At 64.0% G+C, this 18,942-nt stretch carries 19 protein-coding genes; 11 read left to right on the forward strand and 8 right to left on the reverse strand.

The features are described from left to right. Positions 1 to 419 precede the first annotated feature (419 nt). The 4 genes from purM to GIB19_RS05130 all read left to right on the forward strand — a co-directional run bounded on the left by purM (position 420) and on the right by GIB19_RS05130 (position 3,480). Positions 420 to 1,478 (forward strand): phosphoribosylformylglycinamidine cyclo-ligase, encoded by a 1,059-nt coding sequence (gene purM / locus GIB19_RS05115; RefSeq protein ID WP_027595856.1) that lies wholly within the window; start codon positions 420 to 422, stop codon positions 1,476 to 1,478. Next, a complete protein-coding gene (gene purN, locus GIB19_RS05120; protein ID WP_027595855.1) occupies positions 1,478 to 2,131 on the forward strand; it encodes a phosphoribosylglycinamide formyltransferase in 654 nt (217 codons plus the stop codon). The genes purM and purN overlap by 1 nt, the downstream gene beginning before the upstream one ends. 8 nt (positions 2,132 to 2,139) lie before the next feature. Then, complete coding sequence (locus GIB19_RS05125) at positions 2,140 to 2,850, forward strand: DUF3108 domain-containing protein (RefSeq protein ID WP_027595854.1); 711 nt, start codon at positions 2,140 to 2,142, stop codon at positions 2,848 to 2,850. A 447-nt stretch (positions 2,851 to 3,297) separates the two neighbouring features. Further along, positions 3,298 to 3,480, forward strand: a complete 183-nt coding sequence (locus GIB19_RS05130) for a hypothetical protein (RefSeq protein WP_027595853.1) — start codon at positions 3,298 to 3,300, stop codon at positions 3,478 to 3,480. Between the two features lie 57 nt (positions 3,481 to 3,537). On the opposite strand, the gene GIB19_RS05135 is transcribed toward GIB19_RS05130, so the two are convergent. The 7 genes from GIB19_RS05135 to GIB19_RS05165 all read right to left on the reverse strand — a co-directional run bounded on the left by GIB19_RS05135 (position 3,538) and on the right by GIB19_RS05165 (position 11,855). After that, entirely contained in the window at positions 3,538 to 4,077 is a 540-nt protein-coding gene (locus GIB19_RS05135; protein WP_027595852.1) for a DUF2058 domain-containing protein, read from the reverse strand. Positions 4,078 to 4,099: 22 nt separating this feature from the next. Next, positions 4,100 to 4,933, reverse strand: coding sequence for a nucleoside triphosphate pyrophosphohydrolase (gene mazG / locus GIB19_RS05140; RefSeq protein ID WP_027595851.1), 834 nt, complete (start codon positions 4,931 to 4,933; stop codon positions 4,100 to 4,102). Between the two features lie 123 nt (positions 4,934 to 5,056). After that, the gene (relA, locus tag GIB19_RS05145) at positions 5,057 to 7,297 is read right to left on the reverse strand and encodes a GTP diphosphokinase (RefSeq protein WP_027595850.1); all 2,241 of its coding nucleotides are present in this window, start codon (positions 7,295 to 7,297) and stop codon (positions 5,057 to 5,059) included. Between the two features lie 96 nt (positions 7,298 to 7,393). Then, the gene (gene rlmD, locus GIB19_RS05150; RefSeq protein WP_274884050.1) at positions 7,394 to 8,752 is read right to left on the reverse strand and encodes a 23S rRNA (uracil(1939)-C(5))-methyltransferase RlmD; all 1,359 of its coding nucleotides are present in this window, start codon (positions 8,750 to 8,752) and stop codon (positions 7,394 to 7,396) included. Further along, positions 8,753 to 9,652 carry a cysteine synthase CysM gene (cysM, locus tag GIB19_RS05155; RefSeq protein ID WP_027595848.1) on the reverse strand — a complete coding sequence of 300 codons (900 nt, stop codon included), beginning with the start codon at positions 9,650 to 9,652 and terminating at the stop codon, positions 8,753 to 8,755. A gap of 94 nt (positions 9,653 to 9,746) precedes the next feature. Further along, positions 9,747 to 11,135 carry a sensor histidine kinase gene (locus GIB19_RS05160; RefSeq protein WP_274884052.1) on the reverse strand — a complete coding sequence of 463 codons (1,389 nt, stop codon included), beginning with the start codon at positions 11,133 to 11,135 and terminating at the stop codon, positions 9,747 to 9,749. A gap of 3 nt (positions 11,136 to 11,138) precedes the next feature. Further along, positions 11,139 to 11,855, reverse strand: a complete 717-nt coding sequence (locus tag GIB19_RS05165; protein ID WP_099428503.1) for a response regulator transcription factor — start codon at positions 11,853 to 11,855, stop codon at positions 11,139 to 11,141. A gap of 195 nt (positions 11,856 to 12,050) precedes the next feature. On the opposite strand from GIB19_RS05165, the gene GIB19_RS05170 reads away from it, so the two are divergent. From GIB19_RS05170 to GIB19_RS05185, 4 genes are all read left to right on the forward strand, one after another. Next, positions 12,051 to 14,807 carry a response regulator gene (locus GIB19_RS05170; protein WP_099428502.1) on the forward strand — a complete coding sequence of 919 codons (2,757 nt, stop codon included), beginning with the start codon at positions 12,051 to 12,053 and terminating at the stop codon, positions 14,805 to 14,807. A gap of 196 nt (positions 14,808 to 15,003) precedes the next feature. Beyond that, entirely contained in the window at positions 15,004 to 15,993 is a 990-nt protein-coding gene (locus tag GIB19_RS05175; protein WP_186702966.1) for a 2-hydroxyacid dehydrogenase, read from the forward strand. Positions 15,994 to 16,024: 31 nt separating this feature from the next. Further along, positions 16,025 to 16,462: a hypothetical protein gene (locus GIB19_RS05180; protein WP_274884056.1), complete on the forward strand. Its 438-nt coding sequence runs from the start codon at positions 16,025 to 16,027 to the stop codon at positions 16,460 to 16,462. Further along, positions 16,459 to 16,863, forward strand: coding sequence for an META domain-containing protein (locus GIB19_RS05185; RefSeq protein WP_027595842.1), 405 nt, complete (start codon positions 16,459 to 16,461; stop codon positions 16,861 to 16,863). The genes GIB19_RS05180 and GIB19_RS05185 overlap by 4 nt, the downstream gene beginning before the upstream one ends. 135 nt (positions 16,864 to 16,998) lie before the next feature. On the opposite strand, the gene GIB19_RS05190 is transcribed toward GIB19_RS05185, so the two are convergent. Continuing rightward, positions 16,999 to 17,463, reverse strand: coding sequence for a TlpA disulfide reductase family protein (locus GIB19_RS05190; RefSeq protein ID WP_027595841.1), 465 nt, complete (start codon positions 17,461 to 17,463; stop codon positions 16,999 to 17,001). Positions 17,464 to 17,548: 85 nt separating this feature from the next. On the opposite strand from GIB19_RS05190, the gene arsC reads away from it, so the two are divergent. From arsC to GIB19_RS05205, 3 genes are read left to right on the forward strand one after another with little or no spacing between them, the layout of a single operon-like run. Further along, the gene (arsC, locus tag GIB19_RS05195; RefSeq protein WP_027595840.1) at positions 17,549 to 17,902 is read left to right on the forward strand and encodes an arsenate reductase (glutaredoxin); all 354 of its coding nucleotides are present in this window, start codon (positions 17,549 to 17,551) and stop codon (positions 17,900 to 17,902) included. Continuing rightward, positions 17,899 to 18,504, forward strand: coding sequence for an NAD(P)H:quinone oxidoreductase (gene wrbA / locus GIB19_RS05200; protein ID WP_027595839.1), 606 nt, complete (start codon positions 17,899 to 17,901; stop codon positions 18,502 to 18,504). The genes arsC and wrbA overlap by 4 nt, the downstream gene beginning before the upstream one ends. Beyond that, the gene (locus GIB19_RS05205; RefSeq protein WP_274884058.1) at positions 18,497 to 18,910 is read left to right on the forward strand and encodes a DUF2069 domain-containing protein; all 414 of its coding nucleotides are present in this window, start codon (positions 18,497 to 18,499) and stop codon (positions 18,908 to 18,910) included. The genes wrbA and GIB19_RS05205 overlap by 8 nt, the downstream gene beginning before the upstream one ends. Positions 18,911 to 18,942 lie beyond the last annotated feature (32 nt).

Genomic DNA, 18,942 nt, shown 5'->3' on the forward strand with positions numbered 1-18,942 from the left:
ATACAGGGGCGCGCATGACTGCCAGGCGCAGGCCTCGGGATTTAGGGTGTTTTCACGACCGAGCGCCGCCCGCGCGGCGCTTCGCAGCACAAGGCTGCTCCTACAATTTGCTTCGGGCCAGTGACGTTTGCAGGAATAATTGGCCCTAATAACTGTAGGAGCAGCCTTGTGCTGCGAAGCACCGCACGGGCGGCGCTCGATCTCCCAGGCGACACAACCCTCAACCCACACCCTCCCCACTCACCTTTTTAACGCTTTCCAGCCCTGCCCGTCGGCCTGAGGATGGCCGCTGCACGGCAACCCTGATAAAATCGCGCGCCTTCACAGACCTCTGACGTTTCAGGCAGCCGCCGCAGCAAAGCCGGCCTTGGCCGTCACGGTCGTTTTTAAGAATCCCTCCCTCCTAAAGGCCTGGATCAATGAGCAAGCAACCCTCCCTGAGCTACAAGGACGCCGGTGTAGACATCGACGCCGGCGAAGCACTGGTCGAACGCATCAAGGGCGTGGCAAAACGCACCGCACGCCCTGAAGTCATGGGTGGCCTGGGTGGCTTCGGCGCCCTCTGCGAGATCCCGGCCGGCTACAAGCAGCCGGTTCTGGTCTCCGGCACCGATGGCGTCGGCACCAAGCTGCGCCTGGCCCTGAACCTGAACAAGCACGACAGCATCGGCCAGGACCTGGTCGCCATGTGCGTCAACGACCTGGTGGTGTGCGGCGCAGAGCCGCTGTTCTTCCTCGACTACTACGCCACCGGCAAACTGAACGTCGACGTCGCCGCCACCGTGGTCACCGGTATCGGTGCAGGCTGCGAACTGGCGGGCTGCTCGCTGGTCGGTGGTGAAACCGCCGAAATGCCTGGCATGTACGAAGGCGAAGACTACGACCTGGCCGGCTTCTGCGTCGGCGTGGTAGAAAAAGCCGAGATCATCGACGGTTCCAAGGTTGCCACCGGCGACGCGCTGATCGCCCTGCCGTCTTCCGGCCCGCACTCCAACGGCTACTCGCTGATCCGCAAGATCCTCGAAGTGTCCGGCACCGACATCGAGAACACCCAGCTCGACGGCAAGCCACTGACCGACCTGCTGATGGCGCCGACCCGCATCTACGTCAAGCCGCTGCTGCAACTGATCAAGCAGACGGGCGCAGTCAAGGCCATGGCCCACATCACCGGTGGCGGCCTGCTGGACAACATCCCGCGCGTACTGCCGAAAAACGCCCAGGCCGTGGTCGACGTGGCCAGCTGGCAGCGTCCAGCGGTATTCGACTTCCTGCAGGCGCAAGGCAACGTTGACGAGCATGAAATGCACCGCGTGCTGAACTGCGGCGTCGGCATGGTCATCTGCGTAGCTCAGGACCAGGTCGAAAACGCCCTGAACGTTCTGCGCGCTGAAGGCGAGCAGCCTTGGGTCATCGGCCGCATCGAAGAGGCCGCCGAAGGCGCCGCCCAGGTCGAGCTGCAGAACCTCAAGGCACACTGATGCCGAGCAAGACCTGCAATGTAGTGGTATTGCTGTCGGGTTCCGGCAGCAACCTGCAAGCCCTGATCGACAGCTGCCGCGGTGAAGACAGCCCGGTGCGCATCCGTGCGGTGGTGTCCAACCGCGCCGATGCCTATGGCCTGCAACGCGCCGCAGCCGCTGGCATCGACACCGCCGTACTGGACCACACCGCCTTTGACGGTCGTGAAGCTTTCGATGCCGCGCTGATGGCGCGCATCGACGGCTTTGCGCCAGACCTGGTGGTGCTGGCCGGCTTCATGCGTATCCTCAGTGGCGGCTTCGTCCGCCACTATCAGGGCCGCCTGCTCAATATCCACCCGTCGCTGCTGCCCAAGTACAAGGGCCTGCACACCCACCGACGGGCCCTGGAGGCAGGCGACGCCGAGCATGGCTGCAGCGTACACTTCGTCACCGAGGAACTCGATGGCGGCCCACTGGTCGTACAGGCTGTGGTACCGGTGACGTCGGACGACACCGCTGAAAGCCTGGCCCAGCGGGTTCACCATCAGGAACACCTGATCTACCCGTTGGCCGTGCACTGGTTCGCCGAGGGGCGCTTGCGTCTGGACGAGCACGGTGCCTTACTGGATGGCCAGCCCCTGGCGGCCAGCGGTCATTTGATTCGATCCTAGGAGACTTTATGCGTCGCGCCCTGCTCTTGGCTCTCGCCGTGCTCGCCCTGCCCCTCCAGGCAGCTGATCTGAAGCCTTTTTCGGCCAGCTACACCGCCGACTGGAAGCAGCTGCCCATGAGCGGCACCGCCGAGCGCAGCCTGGTGAAGAATGCCAACGGTACCTGGGACCTTAATTTCAAGGCTTCCATGATGATCGCCAGCCTGACCGAGCAAAGCACCCTGCGCTTGGAAAACGACACCCTGCTGCCGCAGAAGTACCACTTCGAGCGTGGCGGCCTGGGCAAGGCGAAGAAGGTCGACCTGAACTTCGACTGGACCAGCAAGAAAGTCACCGGCAGCGACCGTGGCGATGCGATCAACCTGCCGCTCAACCGCGGCGTGCTGGACAAGTCGTCCTACCAACTGGCGCTGCAGCATGATGTGGCGGCCGGCAAGAAGAGCATGACCTACCAGGTGGTCGACGGTGACGAGATCGACACCTACGACTTCCGCGTCCTGGGCACCGAGAAGGTCACCACCAAGACCGGCCAGGTCGATGCGGTCAAGGTCGAGCGCGTGCGCGACCCTAGCCAGAGCAAGCGCATCACCGAGCTGTGGTTCGCCAAGAGCTGGGACTACCTGCTGGTACAACTGCGCCAGGTCGAAACCGATGGCAAGGAGTACGTGATCGTGCTGCAGGATGGCACGGTCGATGGCAAGCCGGTGAAGGGTAACTGATCCGCAGCCTGAAGCACCCGGAGCCCCGCCTTGTGCGGGGCTTCGTTTTTTGAGGTGCTCGCCATAGCATCTTCAGCGCCTATGAGATCGAGCGCCGCCCGCGCGGCGCTTCGCAGCACAAGGCTGCTCCTACATTTGTTTCGGGCCAATGAGTCCTGAGACACAGGCGCGCGCCCCTCATGTAGAACAAACAAGGCGGTCGCGCGCGTTGGTACAGGCGTGACTGGCCCGAAACAGATGTAGGAGCAGCCTTGTGCTGCGAAGCGCCGCGCGGGCGGCGCTTGATTTGCGCCCCCCCCCCACTCAAACCCCAAGCCAAGCAAATCGCAGCCCCTGAGCTTCATGAAACTTGTTTCATCCCTGTTTTATTTACTTAGCCTGCTAACAAACCCTATAAAGGAGGTGTGCGACACAGTGTCGCAACCAACCTAGCAGTGGAGTTTACCGATGACAGTCCAAGTAACCGAACGCGACGAATCGAAAATGTCCCACGAAGGCCTGGCCGCTGGCGTGCGGATCTGGGATGTGCACCAGCAAGGCCAATTGGTCGGGATGTTCCACAATGAGCATGAAGCCCATCAGTACCGTGTAGAGCTTGAGGACCTGGAAAGTCAGCGCACTACACAATGACCCTGCAATGCCACAGTCTTTGAACAAAAAACCCCGCCTAGGCGGGGTTTTTCATGCTTACCACATCAAATCGTCAGGGATCTTGTAAGCCGCGTACGGGTCATCGTCGTCGGCTTCCTCGACATGGGTGTTGAGCAGCAGTACGCGATGCGGGTCGCGCTCCTGGATCTTCACCGCCGCCTCACGCGGAATCACTTCGTAGCCGCCGGCAAACGACACGACCGCCAGCGAGCCATTGCTCAGCTTGCTGCGCATCAGGGCATTGACGGCAATGCGCTTGACCTTCTTGTCGTCGACGAAGTTGTAGTAGTCCTCACTGTTGAGCTTGGGCAGGCGGGTCGCTTCGATCAATTGCTTGATCTGCGCGGCGCGAGCCTTTTGCTCGGCCTTTTCCTGCTGCTGGCGGTTCAACTCCTGGTCACGCTTGGCCTTTTCGGCCATGGCTTCCTTGGCCAAGCGCTGCTGGGTGTCGTCCACCTCGACCTGGCCCTTGTGCTCCAGGCGCTTTTGTTTCTTCTGGGCTTTGTTGGTCTGCGAGACCTGTTTCTGGTTGACCAGACCGGCTTTGAGCAATTGGTCGCGAAGGGAAAGGCTCATGAATGTTCACTCACTTAACAGCTCAGCCGCAGCTGGGCAGGTTCTTTTCCTGACGTTTGGCTTCACCCCAAAGGGCATCCAGCTCGTCAAGGTTACAGTCTTCGATGGGCCGACCGCTGTCGCGCAATGCCTGTTCGATAAAACGGAAACGTCGCTCGAACTTGCGATTGGCACGGCGCAGGGCATGTTCCGGGTCTTGCTTGAGGTGGCGGGCCAGGTTGACGGTGGCGAACAACAGGTCGCCGACCTCATCTTCCAGCGCATCGGCATCACCGTCGGCCATGGCCTGCAGGACTTCGTCCAGCTCCTCGCGTACCTTGTCCAGCACCGGCAATGCGTCGGGCCAGTCGAAACCGACCGTGGCCGCACGCTTTTGCAGTTTGGCTGCCCGCGACAATGCAGGCAATGCCGTTGGCACGTCATCGAGCAGCGACAGCTGTTCGGGTTCGCTTTTTTCGGCGCGTTCCTCGGCTTTGATCTCTTCCCAGCGCGACTTGACCTGGGTCTCGCTCAAGCTGGGCGTGTCTACCGGTGCATACAGCTCGCCGGTGGGGAATACGTGCGGGTGGCGGCGGATCAGCTTGCGGGTGATGCTGTCGACCACCCCGTCAAACTCGAAACGCCCCTCTTCCCGGGCCAGCTGGCTGTAATAGACCACCTGGAACAACAGATCGCCCAGCTCACCCTGCAAGTGCTCGAAATCGCCGCGTTCGATGGTGTCGGCAACCTCGTAGGCTTCTTCGATAGTGTGCGGGACGATGCTGGCGTAGTCCTGCTTCAAGTCCCACGGGCAGCCATATTGCGGATCGCGCAGGCGGGCCATGAGGTGCAGCAGGTCTTCGAGGGTGTAGGTCATTAAGCAGGTCCTTCGGTGGTGCGCCCTTCGCGGGTAAACCCGCTCCCACAGGTACCGTGCATAGCTTAAGGTTTGCACTCAACCTGTGGGAGCGGGTTTACCCGCGAAGCAGCCACCTCGGTCTCAAGGGGTACGGTTACGCCGCGTCTCGATGATGTTCGGCAACTGCGAGATCCGCCCCAGCAAGCGCCCGAGCGCATCCAGGCCCGGAATCTCGATGGTCAGCGACATCAACGCCGTGTTGTCTTCCTTGTTCGAGCGGGTGTTGACCGCCAGCACGTTGATCTTCTCGTTGAGCAGCACCTGCGACACGTCACGCAACAAGCCTGGGCGGTCGTAGGCACGGATGACGATGTCGACCGGGTAGGTCTGCACCGGGATCGGCCCCCAACTCACCTGGATCATCCGCTCTGGCTCCTTGCCTGCCAGTTGCAGCACCGAGGCACAGTCCTGACGGTGGATGCTCACGCCGCGGCCCTGGGTGATGTAGCCGACGATGGCATCGCCCGGCAGCGGCTGGCAGCAACCGGCCATCTGCGTCAGCAGGTTGCCGACACCCTGGATCTGGATATCGCCGCGCTTGCCGGTACGCGGGCCCGTGGGCTTGCGCTGCACCAGCTCGATCTGCTCGATACGCTCAGGCTCCAGCAACTGCTGGGCAGCGTTGACCAGGTGAGCCAGGCGTAGATCACCCGCGCCGAGCGAGGCGAACATGTCTTCGGCGGTCTTGACGTTGGTCTTCTCGGCCAGGCGCTCGAAGTCCACCTGCGGCAGGCCCAGGCGGCTGAGTTCGCGCTCGAGCAAGGTCTTGCCGGCGGCGACGTTCTGGTCGCGTGCCTGCAGCTTGAACCAGTGAACGATCTTGGCCCGTGCCCGCGAGGTGGTGACGTAACCCAGGTTGGAGTTCAACCAGTCACGGCTGGGGTTGCCGTGTTTGCTGGTGATGATCTCGACCTGCTCGCCGGTCTGCAGGCTGTAGTTCAGCGGCACGATACGCCCGTTGATCTTGGCGCCGCGGCAGTTGTGGCCGATTTCGGTGTGCACGCGGTAGGCGAAGTCCAGCGGCGTGGCGCCCTTGGGCAGGTCGATGGCATGGCCGTCCGGGGTGAACACGTAGACCCGGTCCGGCTCGATGTCGACGCGCAGCTGCTCGGCCAGGCCGCCGATGTCACCCAGCTCTTCATGCCACTCGAGCACCTGGCGCAGCCAGGAAATCTTCTCTTCGTAGTGATTGGAGCTCGGCTTGACGTCGGTGCCCTTGTAGCGCCAGTGGGCGCAAACCCCCAGCTCCGCTTCCTCGTGCATGCCGTGGGTGCGGATCTGCACCTCCAGCACCTTGCCCTCCGGGCCGATCACCGCCGTGTGCAGCGAGCGGTAGCCGTTTTCCTTCGGGTTGGCGATGTAGTCGTCGAATTCCTTGGGGATGTGCCGCCACAGGGTATGCACGATACCCAGCGCGGTGTAGCAATCGCGGATCTCCGGGACCAGCACACGCACCGCACGCACATCGTAGATCTGGCTGAATTCAAGGCCTTTGCGCTGCATCTTGCGCCAGATCGAATAGATGTGTTTCGCCCGGCCACTGATGTCGGCGTTCACGCCGGTGGCCAGCAACTCGTTCTGCAGCTGGTTCATCACGTCGCTGATGAAGCGCTCGCGGTCCAGCCGGCGCTCGTGCAGGAGCTTGGCGATCTGTTTGTACTGGTCGGGTTCAAGGTAGCGGAAGGACAGGTCTTCCAGCTCCCACTTGATGTGACCGATGCCCAGGCGATGCGCCAGGGGGGCATAGATGTCGAACACCTCGCGCGCGACGCGCAGGCGTTTTTCGTCGTCGGCGGCCTTGACCGCACGGATTGCGCAGGTGCGCTCGGCCAGCTTGATCAGTGCAACGCGCACGTCGTCGACCATGGCCACGAGCATCTTGCGCAGGTTCTCGACCTGCGCCTGGGAGCCCAGCACCAGCGACTGGCGCGGGCTGAGGCTGGCACTGATGGCCGCCATGCGCAGCACGCCGTCGATCAGCTTGGACACCACCGGGCCAAAACGCTGGCTGACTTCAGCCAGGGTCACCTTGCCTTCACGCACCGAACGGTAGATGACGGCAGCTACCAGCGAATCCTGGTCGAGCTTGAGGTCGGCGAGAATCTCGGCGATCTCCAGGCCCGCCTGGAAGCTGGACGTACCGTCGGCCCAGGAATGCTTGGCAGGGTTACCCTTCTTCTCGACTTCGTGAGCGAATTCGCAGGCCTCTTTCAGCGCTGCGCGATCCAGGGCTGAATCGACGCTTACCACATGATCCAGCCATGCTTCGAGATTGATACTGCCGTCAGTGTTGACCGGCTGGTGCACTCTCACCTGTACCATCTTTGTTTTACCTTTCCATACAGCGCACCACGCGGGTGCGCAGGCTTCCACCGTGTGGCCGCCATTCCCTGGCAACCGCACCAACGGGCCAGTCTGCTAGCCCGCTTCGAATAACGCCATGGCCTCGACATGCGCCGTCTGAGGAAACATGTCGAGAATCCCGGCCCTTTTTAACCGGTACCCCTGTCCGACCAGCACCTGGGCGTCTCGCGCCAGCGTGGCCGGGTTGCACGATACGTAGACCAGCCGCTTGGCCTTGAGGCGTGCGATGTCTTGCACCACCTCGAAAGCACCGTCGCGCGGTGGGTCCAAGAGTACCGCAGAAAAGCCTTCGGCGGCCCACTCGGCACCTGCCAAAGGCTGCGATAAATCGGCCTGAAAAAACCGTGCGTTATGCACATTGTTGTTTCGGGCATTGGCCGCGGCCCGATCGACCATGGCCTGTACCCCTTCCACCGCCACCACTTCACGCGCCTGCCGCGCCAACGGCAGGGCAAAATTACCCAGGCCGCAGAACAGGTCAAGCACACGTTCGTCGGCTTGCGGTGCGAGCCAGGCTAACGCCTGCTCGATCATCGCCGTATTGACTTGGGCGTTAACCTGCACGAAATCACCGGGGCGCCAGGCCAATTCCAGCTGCCAGGGTTCGAGGGTAAAGCCCAGGGTCGTGGCCGCGTCTACCGGCGCCGGTTCACCCTCGCCCTGCAGCCAGAGCTGCGCCTTGGCCTCGTCGCAAAATGCCTGCAGGCGGGCCAGGTCATCCGCCGGCAGCGGCGCGACATGGCGCACCAGCAGCGCCTCAGCGGTGCCGCTGAACAGTTCCACATGGCCGATGACCTGCGGTTTGCTCAGCGAACGCAGCGCCGTCGGCAAGTGGCGCAGAATCGACTGCAAGGGCTGTACCAGCACTGCACAGTCGTCGATGGAAATGATGTCCTGGCTGGCTTCGGCACGGAACCCGACCTCCAACTGACGCGCCTTGATGTCCCAGCGCACAGCCACCCGCGCCCGGCGCCGGTAGCCGAATTCCGGCCCGCTCAGGGGGGCGGCCCAGGCCTCGGGTTGCACGCCGGCAACCCGCTGCAGCTGTTCGGCCAGCGTGCGCTGCTTGAGCGCCAGCTGCGCTTCGTGGGGCAGATGCTGCAGGTTGCAGCCGCCACAGCGGGCATAGTGCCGGCAAGGGGCTTCGCGCCGCTCGGGGCTGGCCTGCAGCACGCGCTCCAGGCGCGCCTCCACGACTTTGCCGCGGGCAATGAGCACGCGGGCCTCGACGGCTTCACCGGCCAACGCGCCACTGACAAACCAGGTACGCCCTTCATGGAAGGCGATGCCACGGCCGTCACCGGCCAGGCGCTCGATATCCAGGCGCTGTTTCTTGCCCACGGGAACCTGGGGGCTACGGTTGCCACCGGCTGGCTGGAAGCGCAGGCCGCTGTTGCTTTTCTTCTTGGACATTTAGCTCGGATCAAACAGGCCAGTGGACAGGTATCGGTCACCACGGTCGCAGATGATTGCGACCATTACCGCGTTTTCCACCTCGCGGGACAGGCGCAGCATCGCCGCGACCGCACCACCGGAAGACACGCCGCAGAAAATGCCCTCTTCACGGGCAAGGCGGCGGGTGGTGTCTTCGGCTTCCTGCTGGGACATGTCCACCACGCGATCGACGCGGGTGGCGTCGAAGATCTTCGGCAGGTATTCCTCGGGCCAGCGACGGATGCCCGGAATGGCCGAGCCTTCCATCGGCTGCAGGCCGATGATCTGCACGGCTGGGTTCTGCTCTTTAAGATACTGCGAGCAGCCCATGATGGTGCCGGTGGTGCCCATCGAACTGACGAAATGGGTGATGGTGCCCTGGGTCTGCTGCCAGATTTCCGGGCCGGTGCTGTTGTAGTGGGCGATCGGGTTGTCGCCATTGGCGAACTGGTCGAGCACCAGGCCGCGGCCCTCGGCCTGCAGCTTCTCGGCGAGGTCGCGGGCACCTTCCATGCCCTCTTCCTTCGTCACCAGGATCAGCTCGGCACCATAGGCCGTCATGGCGGCCTTGCGCTCGGCGGTGGAGTTGTCTGGCATGATCAGGATCATCTTGTAACCCTTGATCGCTGCCGCCATCGCCAGGGCGATGCCAGTGTTGCCCGAGGTCGCCTCGATCAGCGTGTCACCCGGCTTGATCTGGCCGCGCAGTTCGGCGCGGGCGATCATCGACAGCGCCGGGCGGTCCTTGACCGAACCGGCGGGATTGTTACCTTCGAGCTTGAGCAGGAGCGTGTTGCTGGTCTCTCCGGCAATGCGCTGCAGGCGAACCAGGGGCGTATTGCCGACGCAATCGGCGATGGTTGGGTACTGCAAGGTCATGGCGTATTTCACAATCCGGACGGCAGGGGCGCCTATCATACCGGCAATCCTTTCCGGGCCATATCACGCAATCTGTGATGCATATAGCTACAAGCTATAACGCGGCGACCTGCGGCCGTGGGTTGTCCTTGGCGGGGGCTGGCACATGGAGCGGCAAGCGCATGCACAGGCGCAGCCCGCGCTTGCCATTTTCTGCCCACAAGGTCCCGCCCTGGCGCTGGATGGCACTGCGCGCAATGCTCAAACCCAGCCCGAAACCGCCGTCCCCAGGCCGCGAACCGTCCAGGCGCGAGAATGGCGCGAAGATCCGTTCCAGGTCCTCTTCTGCAACCCCACCGCCCTCGTCTTCCAGCCACAGCCGCCAGTGGTTACCGTCGCGCTGCCCGCCCAAGCGCACCACGCCGTTAGTCGGCGAGTGGCGGATGGCATTACGCAGCATGTTCTCCAGCGCCTGGGCCAGGTGGTTGAGGTTACCCTGCACCCAGCAACTGGCGGGCAGTTCGCAGCGCAGCCGCTCGGGCGACCAGCCGCTTTCGTAGCTGGCGTCCTCGGCGAGCAGGTCCCACAACGCTTGAACCTGGATGGGCTCAAGGTTCATCGGCGCACGCTCGGCATCCTGCCAGGCCAATTGCAGGGTGCCCTCGACCAATTGCTGCATGCAGTCCACTTCACGCGCCAGGCGTTCGCGCAGGCGCTGCAGGTCGGTTTCGCCATCGCAGGCCACGCGTAGCCGGCTGAGCGGCGTGCGCATTTCGTGCGACAGGTCGCGCAGCATCTGTTGCTGCATGGCCACCGTACCCTGCAGCCGTTCGGCCATCTGGTCGAACGCGCGAGCCAGCTCGCCGAGTTCGTCATGCCGGGCGATGGTGCGCGAATCGAGGCGGGCCGACAGCTGGTCGGCGCGCCAGGCATTGGCCTGCTCACGCAGCTGGTTGAGCGGCACGATCAGCATGCGGTACAGCCCAACGCACAGCAGCAAGGTGAACAGAGCGGGGATGATGCCGTTGGTCAGCACCCGCCACAGCATGCGGTACTGGCCGGGGTTGAGGCGCTCTGGCAGTTCGATCACCAGCATGCCCTGCTCCGGCGCCCCCGGGAACGGGATGCGCAGCCATGGCTGGTCGACACTGCGCAGGCTCATCGGCCAGTCGACGCCGCGCAGGCGCGTTAGCCGTTGCATGATCTGGGGGTTCAGGGTGGCGCTGTCGAGCGGCCGCAGGCTGATGTCGAGCACGCCGACCCAGCCACGCTCGCGCTGGTGCATGGCCTGCACCCAGCGGTCCAGCCCCGCTCGCCCATCGCTGCGCCAGGCCTGCTCGGCCTCAGCCGCATAACCACGCAGCAGTTGGCGGGCCGGTTCGGACAGAAAGGCGTTCTGGGTTTCCATGTGCCGGCCCCAGGTGTAGCTAAGGCCGATCATCAGCAGGCAGAAGCCCACCAGCAGGATGGCCAGCTTCCAGAACAGCGAATGGCGGTCGAGCATGGCTCACTCCATCTCGCTGGCGCTAAGCACGTAACCTTTGCCCCAGACAGTGCGGATCTGCCGTTCGTGGTAGCCGATGCCTTTGAGCTTGCGGCGGATCTGGCTGACATGCATGTCCAGGCTGCGATCATGCCGCGAGTAACCGCGCTGCAAGACCTGCTGATAAAGGAAGGGTTTGCTCAGCACCTCGTCCAGGTTGCGGTTGAGGATCTCGAGCAGGCGATATTCGCTGGGGGTCAGGCCTGCCAGGCGCCCTTCGAGCCTGACGTCACTGAGGCCTTCGTCGAACTGCAACCCACCTCCGGCGGCCTCTTGCTGCGGCTGATGGCGCCGCTCCAAGGCCACGCGCCGCAGGATCGCCTCGATGCGTACCTGCAGCTCGGCCATGCTGAAGGGCTTGGGCAGGTAGTCATCGGCGCCGCGCTGAAAACCGCTGATACGGTCGGCTTCGGCGCCCAGCGCCGACATCAGGATCACCGGCGTGGCGCTGCGCGTGCGCAACTGGGCCAGTGCATCCAGGCCGTTGAGCCCAGGCAGCAGGATGTCCATCAACACCACGTCGAATGCCTGCCGGCCTGCGGTTTCAAGGCCTTCGAGCCCATTGCGGCACCAGGTCACCTGGAAGCCGCCACGCTGCAGCTCCTCGTGCAGGTAGGCACCCAGCACCGGGTCGTCCTCGATGGCGAGGATAGTGGAAGTATGAATAGCTACGGGATTCATTGGCAACTGCCATGCATTCTCAATTGCGCGATTATTGAGCATCCGCTCTGCTCTAGGCAACCGCCCTGCGACCAATGCCTCGACATGGCCACGAAAAGACAGACAAATGGGTGCAATAGCCGAGCAGGCGGAGTAACTTCCCGGCTTGGTCCGTCACGCAGTTGACGGCGTCCAGGCACATGACAGGAGGCAAGTGTGCTCGATCGTTTGGGAATCAGAAGCCGGGTCCTGCTGTTGGCCCTGCTGCCTGCCGGCTTGATGGCGCTGGTATTGGGCAGTTATTTCACCTGGCTGCAGCAAAGCGATTTGCGCACCCAGCTGCTGCAACGCGGCAAGATGATCGCCGAGCAACTGGCGCCGCTGGCTGCACCTGCCATGGCCAAGCGGGCTCCCGCGCAGCTGGAACGGATTGCCGCGCAGACCCTGGAGCAAACCGACGTGCGCGCGGTCGCCTTTCTTGCCCCAGACCGCACGCGCCTGGCGCATGCAGGCCCGAGCATGCTCAACCAGCCGCCCACCGGCGGTACCGGCACGCAACTGTTGCAACGCACCGGCAATGACGCCACCCGCTACCTGATGCCGGTCTTCGGCCACCACCGCGACTTGGCCACCGATGCCGTGCCGGCCGAAGCCGAGCGCCTGCTGGGTTGGGTCGAAATCGAACTGTCGCACGACGGCACCTTGCTGCGTGGCTACCGCAACCTGTTCACCAGCCTGTTGCTGATCCTCGCCTGCCTGGCCCTCAGTGGCCTGCTGGCACTGCGCATGAGCCGCACCATCAACGACCCGATCAAACGCATCAAGCATGCGGTCAATCAGCTCAAGGACGGCCACCTGGACGAGCGCCTGCCGGCCATGGGCAGCCACGAGCTGGACGAGCTGGGCCGCGGCATCAACCGCATGGCCGAAACCCTGCACAGCGCCCACGAAGAGCTGCAGCACAGCATCGACCAGGCCACCGAAGACGTGCGCCAGAACCTGGAGACCATCGAGATCCAGAACATCGAGCTGGACATGGCCCGCAAGGAGGCCCTGGAGGCCAGCCGCATCAAGTCGGAGTTCCTGGCCAACATGAGCCACGAGATCCGCACCCCGCTCAACGGCATCCTCGGCTTCACCCATTTGCTGCAGAAAAGCGAGCTGACGCCGCGCCAGCTGGATTACCTGAGCACCATCGAGAAGTCCGCCGACAACCTGCTGGGGATCATCAACGAGATCCTCGACTTCTCCAAGATCGAGGCCGGCAAGCTGGTGCTCGACAGCATTCCGTTCAACCTGCGCGACCTGGTCCAGGACACCCTGACCATCCTCGCCCCGGCCGCGCACGCCAAGCAGCTCGAACTGCTCAGCCTGATCTACCGCGACACCCCATCATCGCTGATCGGCGACCCGCTGCGGCTCAAGCAGATCCTCACCAACCTGGTGAGCAACGCGATCAAGTTCACCCGCGAAGGCACCATCGTCGTGCGCGCCATGCTTGAAGACGAACACGAAGACAGCGCGCAGCTTCGCATCAGCGTGCAAGACACCGGCATCGGCCTGTCGCCGCAGGATGTGCGCACGCTGTTCCAGGCCTTCAGCCAGGCCGACAACTCGCTGGCGCGCCAGCCTGGGGGTACCGGCCTGGGCCTGGTGATTTCCAAGCGCCTGATCGAGCAGATGGGCGGCGAGATCGGCGTCGACAGCACGCCGGGCGAAGGCTCGCAGTTCTGGATCAGCCTCAACCTGCCCAAGGCTCACGACGATGCCGAAGAGCTGCCGCTGCAGCCCCTGCTGGGCCGCCGCGCCGCCATCGTCGACAGCCATGAGCTCGCGCGCCAGGCGCTGGAGCACCAGCTTGAAGACTGCGGCCTGAGCGTCAGCCTGTTTGCCTCGTACGACCAGCTTCTGCATGCGGTACAGGCCGCAAGCCAGGCGGGCCACCCGTTCGACTTCGCGGTGCTCGGCGCCAACCTGGGCAACCTGACGCCCGAGCAGCTCGGTGAGTACCACCTGCAACTGGACCGCTACCAGTGCCAGTGCGTGGTGCTGTGCCCGACCACCGAACAGGCGCTGTACCACCCCTACCTGCCCAATGGCCATGGCCAACTCCTGTCCAAGCCAACGTGCACGCGCAAGTTGCGTCGGCTGCTGCTGGAGCTGATCCAACCACGTCGCCCGCTGGGCGAGCCGAACATCCTCAGCGGCCAGCGCCAGCCGAAGATTCTGTGCGTCGACGACAACCCAGCCAACCTGCTGCTGGTACAGACCCTGCTCGAAGACCTGGGTGCCCAGGTACTGGCCGTCGACAACGGCTATGCGGCGGTGCAAGCGGTGCAGGATGAGCCCTTCGACCTGGTGCTGATGGACGTGCAAATGCCCGGCATGGATGGCCGCGCCTGCACCGAGCAGATCCGCCTCTGGGAAAACGCCCAAAGCGGCAGCCCGCTGCCGATTGTCGCCCTCACCGCGCATGCCATGGCCAACGAGAAACGCGCGCTGCTGCATGCCGGCATGGACGACTACCTGACCAAACCGATCAGTGAGCGGCAGTTGGCCCAGGTGGTGATGAAGTGGACCGGCCTGAGCCTGGGCGTGCCGCAGCAAGAGCGCTTGGCCGAACAGCGGCTCAACAGCGACGAACTGAAGGTGCTCGACCCCGACGAAGGTTTGCGCCTGGCCGCCGGCAAATCCGACTTGGCGGCCGACATGCTGGCCATGCTGCTGGCGTCACTGGAGTCCGACCGCCAGGCGATACGCGCCGCCCGCGAAGCGCAGGATCACACCACCTTGATCGAGCAGGTACACCGCCTCAACGGTGCCTCGCGTTATTGCGGTGTGCCGCAGCTGCGGGCGGCATGCCAGCGCAGCGAGACCTTGCTCAAACAAGAGCACCCCCACGCGCAGCAGGCATTGGATGAACTCGACAGCGCGATCAGCCGGCTGGCGACACAGGCACACATCAATGCCTGACAGCGCTGCCTTGCCCCCTTCTGTAGAAGCAGCCTTGTGCCGCTGTAGGAGCAGCCTTGTGCTGCGAAGAGGCCGGTGACAGCAGCGAAGATTCACTGTGCTGTCACCGGCCTCTTCGCAGCACAAGGCTGCTCCTACAACGGCCACACAGGACGGCCAGCTACAATCCCCAGACACTCGCAAAGGAAGCCCGACCATGCGCGCCCTGTTGTTCAGCAGCCAACACTACGACCAGGAAAGCTTCACCCAGGCCGCTGCCGGCACTGCCCTGGAGCTGCACTTCCAGCCCGCCCGCCTGACCCTGGACACCGCGCCCCTCGCCAGCGGTTACGAGGTTGTCTGCGCCTTCATCAACGATGAGCTGGACGCCCAAGTGCTGGCGCGCCTGGCCGCTGGCGGCACGCGCCTGATCGCCCTGCGTTCGGCTGGCTATAACCACGTCGACCTGGCGGCCGCCCAGCGCCTGGGCCTGGCCGTGGTGCGGGTGCCGGCCTATTCGCCACACGCGGTGGCCGAGCACGCCGTGGCGCTGATCCTCGCCCTCAACCGGCGCCTGCACCGGGCTTACAACCGCACCCGCGAAGGTGATTTCACCCTGCATGGGCTGACCGGCTTCGACCTGCACGGCAAGACCGTCGGTGTGGTCGGCACCGGCCAGATCGGCGCTGCGTTCGCCCGCATCATGGCCGGCTTCGGCTGCCAGTTGCTGGCCTACGACCCCTACCCCAACCCAGACCTGCTGGCCCTTGGCGCCCGCTACCTGCCCCTGCCCGAGTTGCTGCGCGAGGCGCGCATCATCAGCCTGCATTGCCCGCTGACCGAGCACACCCGCCACCTGATCAATGCGCAAAGCCTGGCTCAACTGCAACCTGGCGCCATGCTGATCAACACCGGCCGCGGCGCGCTGGTTGACACCCCGGCATTGATCGACGCGCTCAAGTGTGGCCAGCTGGGCTACCTGGGCCTGGACGTCTACGAAGAAGAGGCCCAACTGTTTTTCGAGGACCGCTCCGACCAGCCCTTGCAAGACGATGTGCTGGCCCGGCTGCTGACCTTCCCCAACGTGATCATCACCGCCCACCAGGCCTTCCTCACCCGCGAGGCGCTGGACGCCATCGCCGCCACCACGCTGGACAACATCAACCGCTGGATGGCAGGCAAACCCCAGAATCTGGTATCGGGTTAATGCTAGGATACGCGGCATTTCTGGAGGACCCATGGTCGAGCACGATTTCCGTTACACCCTTTTCAACCCGCAACACACCCTGATCGAGTGCCGCGCCCTGGTACCCGGCCGCTATCAGGTGACTGGCAACGGCGGTTCGATGCACAAGGGCGACACGCTGTTGGTGACCCTCAAGGGCAGCAAGGACTTGTCCATGCGACTGACCGTGGAAAGCGTGCGTCACCTGATCAACCCGCGCGGCCAGTGGGTTGCCGTGGCCAGCGGCCCGGTGTTCAGCGAGCTGGAAATCCTCACCTGGCAGGTCGAGTGCGACCAGTGCGACGCCGTGCTGGACTTCGAGTTCGCAGTCGATGCCAAGATGGGCAAGAAAGCCCGCCAGCCGGCGGCCAGCGCCCGTATCGCGGAGCTGGGCTGGGCCAGCCGTGGCGAGAAGCACCTGTGCCCGCGTTGCCAGGAGAGCGCTGAGTGAAAAAGCTGCTGACCGGCGTGCTGATTGCCACCGGCCTGCTCGGCTGCGCCGCGCAACCGTCGAAGCTGCAGCAGGAGCGCAGCTATGTACTGGAGTGGATTGGCGAACGCCCGCTGATCGATTACAGCCACCTTACCCTGACCCTGGCCAGCGATGGCCGCGCCTACGGTAATGGCGGCTGCAACCATTGGTTTGCCCCGTATACACTGGAAGGCAAGCACCTGAGCTTCGGCAAGGTCGGCAAGACCCGCAAGCTGTGCGCGCCGGCATTGATGGAACAGGAAAAACGCTTCCTGCAGGCGCTGGAGACGGTACAACGCTGGGATGTCTCGCCTGTCGAGCAGATGCGCTTCTGGCCGGCCGAGGGCAAGCCGCTGCGGTTCTGGCCTGAAGAAGGTTGAGGACTGCCGGGGCCGCTCTGCGGCCCTTCGCGGCACAAGGCCGCCCCTACAGGTAACCGCGTACGCTGGGATGACGCGGTCACCTGTAGGAGCGGCCTTGTGCCGCGAAGGGCTGCAAAGCAGCCCCAACTGGCATCATGCGCCCTTCAGGGCCTTGATCTTGGCCTGCAGCCCTTCCAGGGTCTGCTCGCCCATCAGTTGTTCACGTACCTTGCCCTTGTCATCGATGATGTAGGTCACCGGCAGCGCCTCGCTGCGGGGCAGCTCGTAACGCTCGGCCGGGTCCTGCGCCAGCACGGTAAAGCCGATGCCCAGGGTGTCCGCCGCCTGCTTCAGGTCCTGGCCCTGCAAGCCATCGAAGTTCACCCCGACCACCTTGATCCCCTCGGCCGCCCATTGCTTGGCCGCCGCATTCAACTCAGGGATTTCGGTACGGCACGGTCCGCACCATTCGGCCCAATAGTTGAGCACTACCCAGTGCCCCTCGATCTGCTCGGCCTTTACCGTATTGCCGTGTTGGTCCACGCCGTAGTCGGCACCGCAACCACCGAGCAACAGGCCCGCGGTGATGGCCAGTACTGCTGCCAAACGCCTTGCCATGGGTCAATCCTTCTCGAAGTTTCAAGCAAATGGTTCAGTCGCTGCGGTTAGAATAGCCGCCACACCCAGCTGGATGCGACCCGACATGACTGACCTGACGCTCTATCATAACCCGCGCTGCTCGAAATCCCGCGGCGCGCTGGAACTGCTCGAAGCACGCGGCCTGGCGCCGACCATCGTGCGCTACCTCGAAACCCCGCCAGACACCGCCACCCTGACGGCCCTGCTCGGCAAGCTGGGCATCGCCCCGCGCCAGCTGCTGCGCACCGGCGAAGACGAATACAAAGACCTGAACCTGGCCAACCCGGCCCTGACCGACGCGCAATTGATCGACGCCATGGCCCAACACCCCAAGCTGATCGAGCGGCCGATTCTGGTGGCCGGCGATAAAGCCGTGATTGGCCGCCCACCCGAGAAGGTGCTGGAGATCCTGCCGTGAGCCAGCCCTTCATCCTGGTTTTGTATTACAGCCGCCATGGCGCCACCAGCGAAATGGCCCGGCACATTGCCCGCGGTGTCGAGATGGCCGGTATGGAGGCGCGCCTGCGCACCGTGCCGGCGATTTCCACTGAGTGCGAAGCTGTGGCCCCGGACATCCCGGCCAGCGGCGCGCTGTACGCCACCCTCGACGACCTGCGCCATTGCGCCGGCCTGGTGCTGGGCAGCCCGACCCGCTTCGGCAACATGGCCGCGCCGCTTAAGTACTTCCTCGACGGTACCAGCAGCCTGTGGCTGGGTGGCGAACTGGTGGGCAAGCCCGCCGGGGTATTCACCTCCACCGCCAGCCTGCATGGTGGCCAGGAAACCACCCTGCTGTCGATGATGCTGCCGCTGATGCACCACGGCATGCTGGTGATGGGCCTGCCCTACAGCGAATCGGCCTTGCTCGAAACCCGCGGCGGCGGCACACCGTATGGCGCCAGCCACCACGCCGGCGCCGATGGCAAGCGCGAGCTCGACCCTCACGAAATCACCTTGTGCCGTGCCCTCGGCCAACGCCTGGCGAGCACCGCCAAGGCCCTGGAGGCCGCGCGTGGCTAAAAAGCCCAAGGTGTTGCCGCCACTGCAATGGCTGGCACCGCGCCTGCGCCTGACGCGGGCGCTGAGCCTGGCGTTTTTCTTTGGCCTGATCGCGCTGCTGGTGGTGAACAACCTGTGGTTCGCCAACCTGCACGGGGCGCGCGTCGAAGTGATTCTGGCGATCGAACTGGTGCCGCTGCTGTTGCTGCTGCCGGGCATGCTGAAGGGCAGCGCCCGGGCGCATGCCTGGACCTGCTTTGTGGTGAATATCTATTTCATCAAGGGCGTGTTGGCGGCGTTCGACCCGGCCCGGGCGCTGTTTGGCTGGGTCGAGGTGCTGGTAAGCCTGGGCTTGTTCGTCAGCGGGCTGCTGTTTGTGCGCTGGAAGTTCCAGTATGAGCGGCGCATGGCGGGCGAAGGGAGTTGATTCAGGGGCTGCTTTGCAGCCCCTTCGCGGGA

The organism is Pseudomonas sp. ITEM 17296 (assembly GCF_028895205.1).
GTDB lineage: Bacteria > Pseudomonadota > Gammaproteobacteria > Pseudomonadales > Pseudomonadaceae > Aquipseudomonas > Aquipseudomonas kermanshahensis.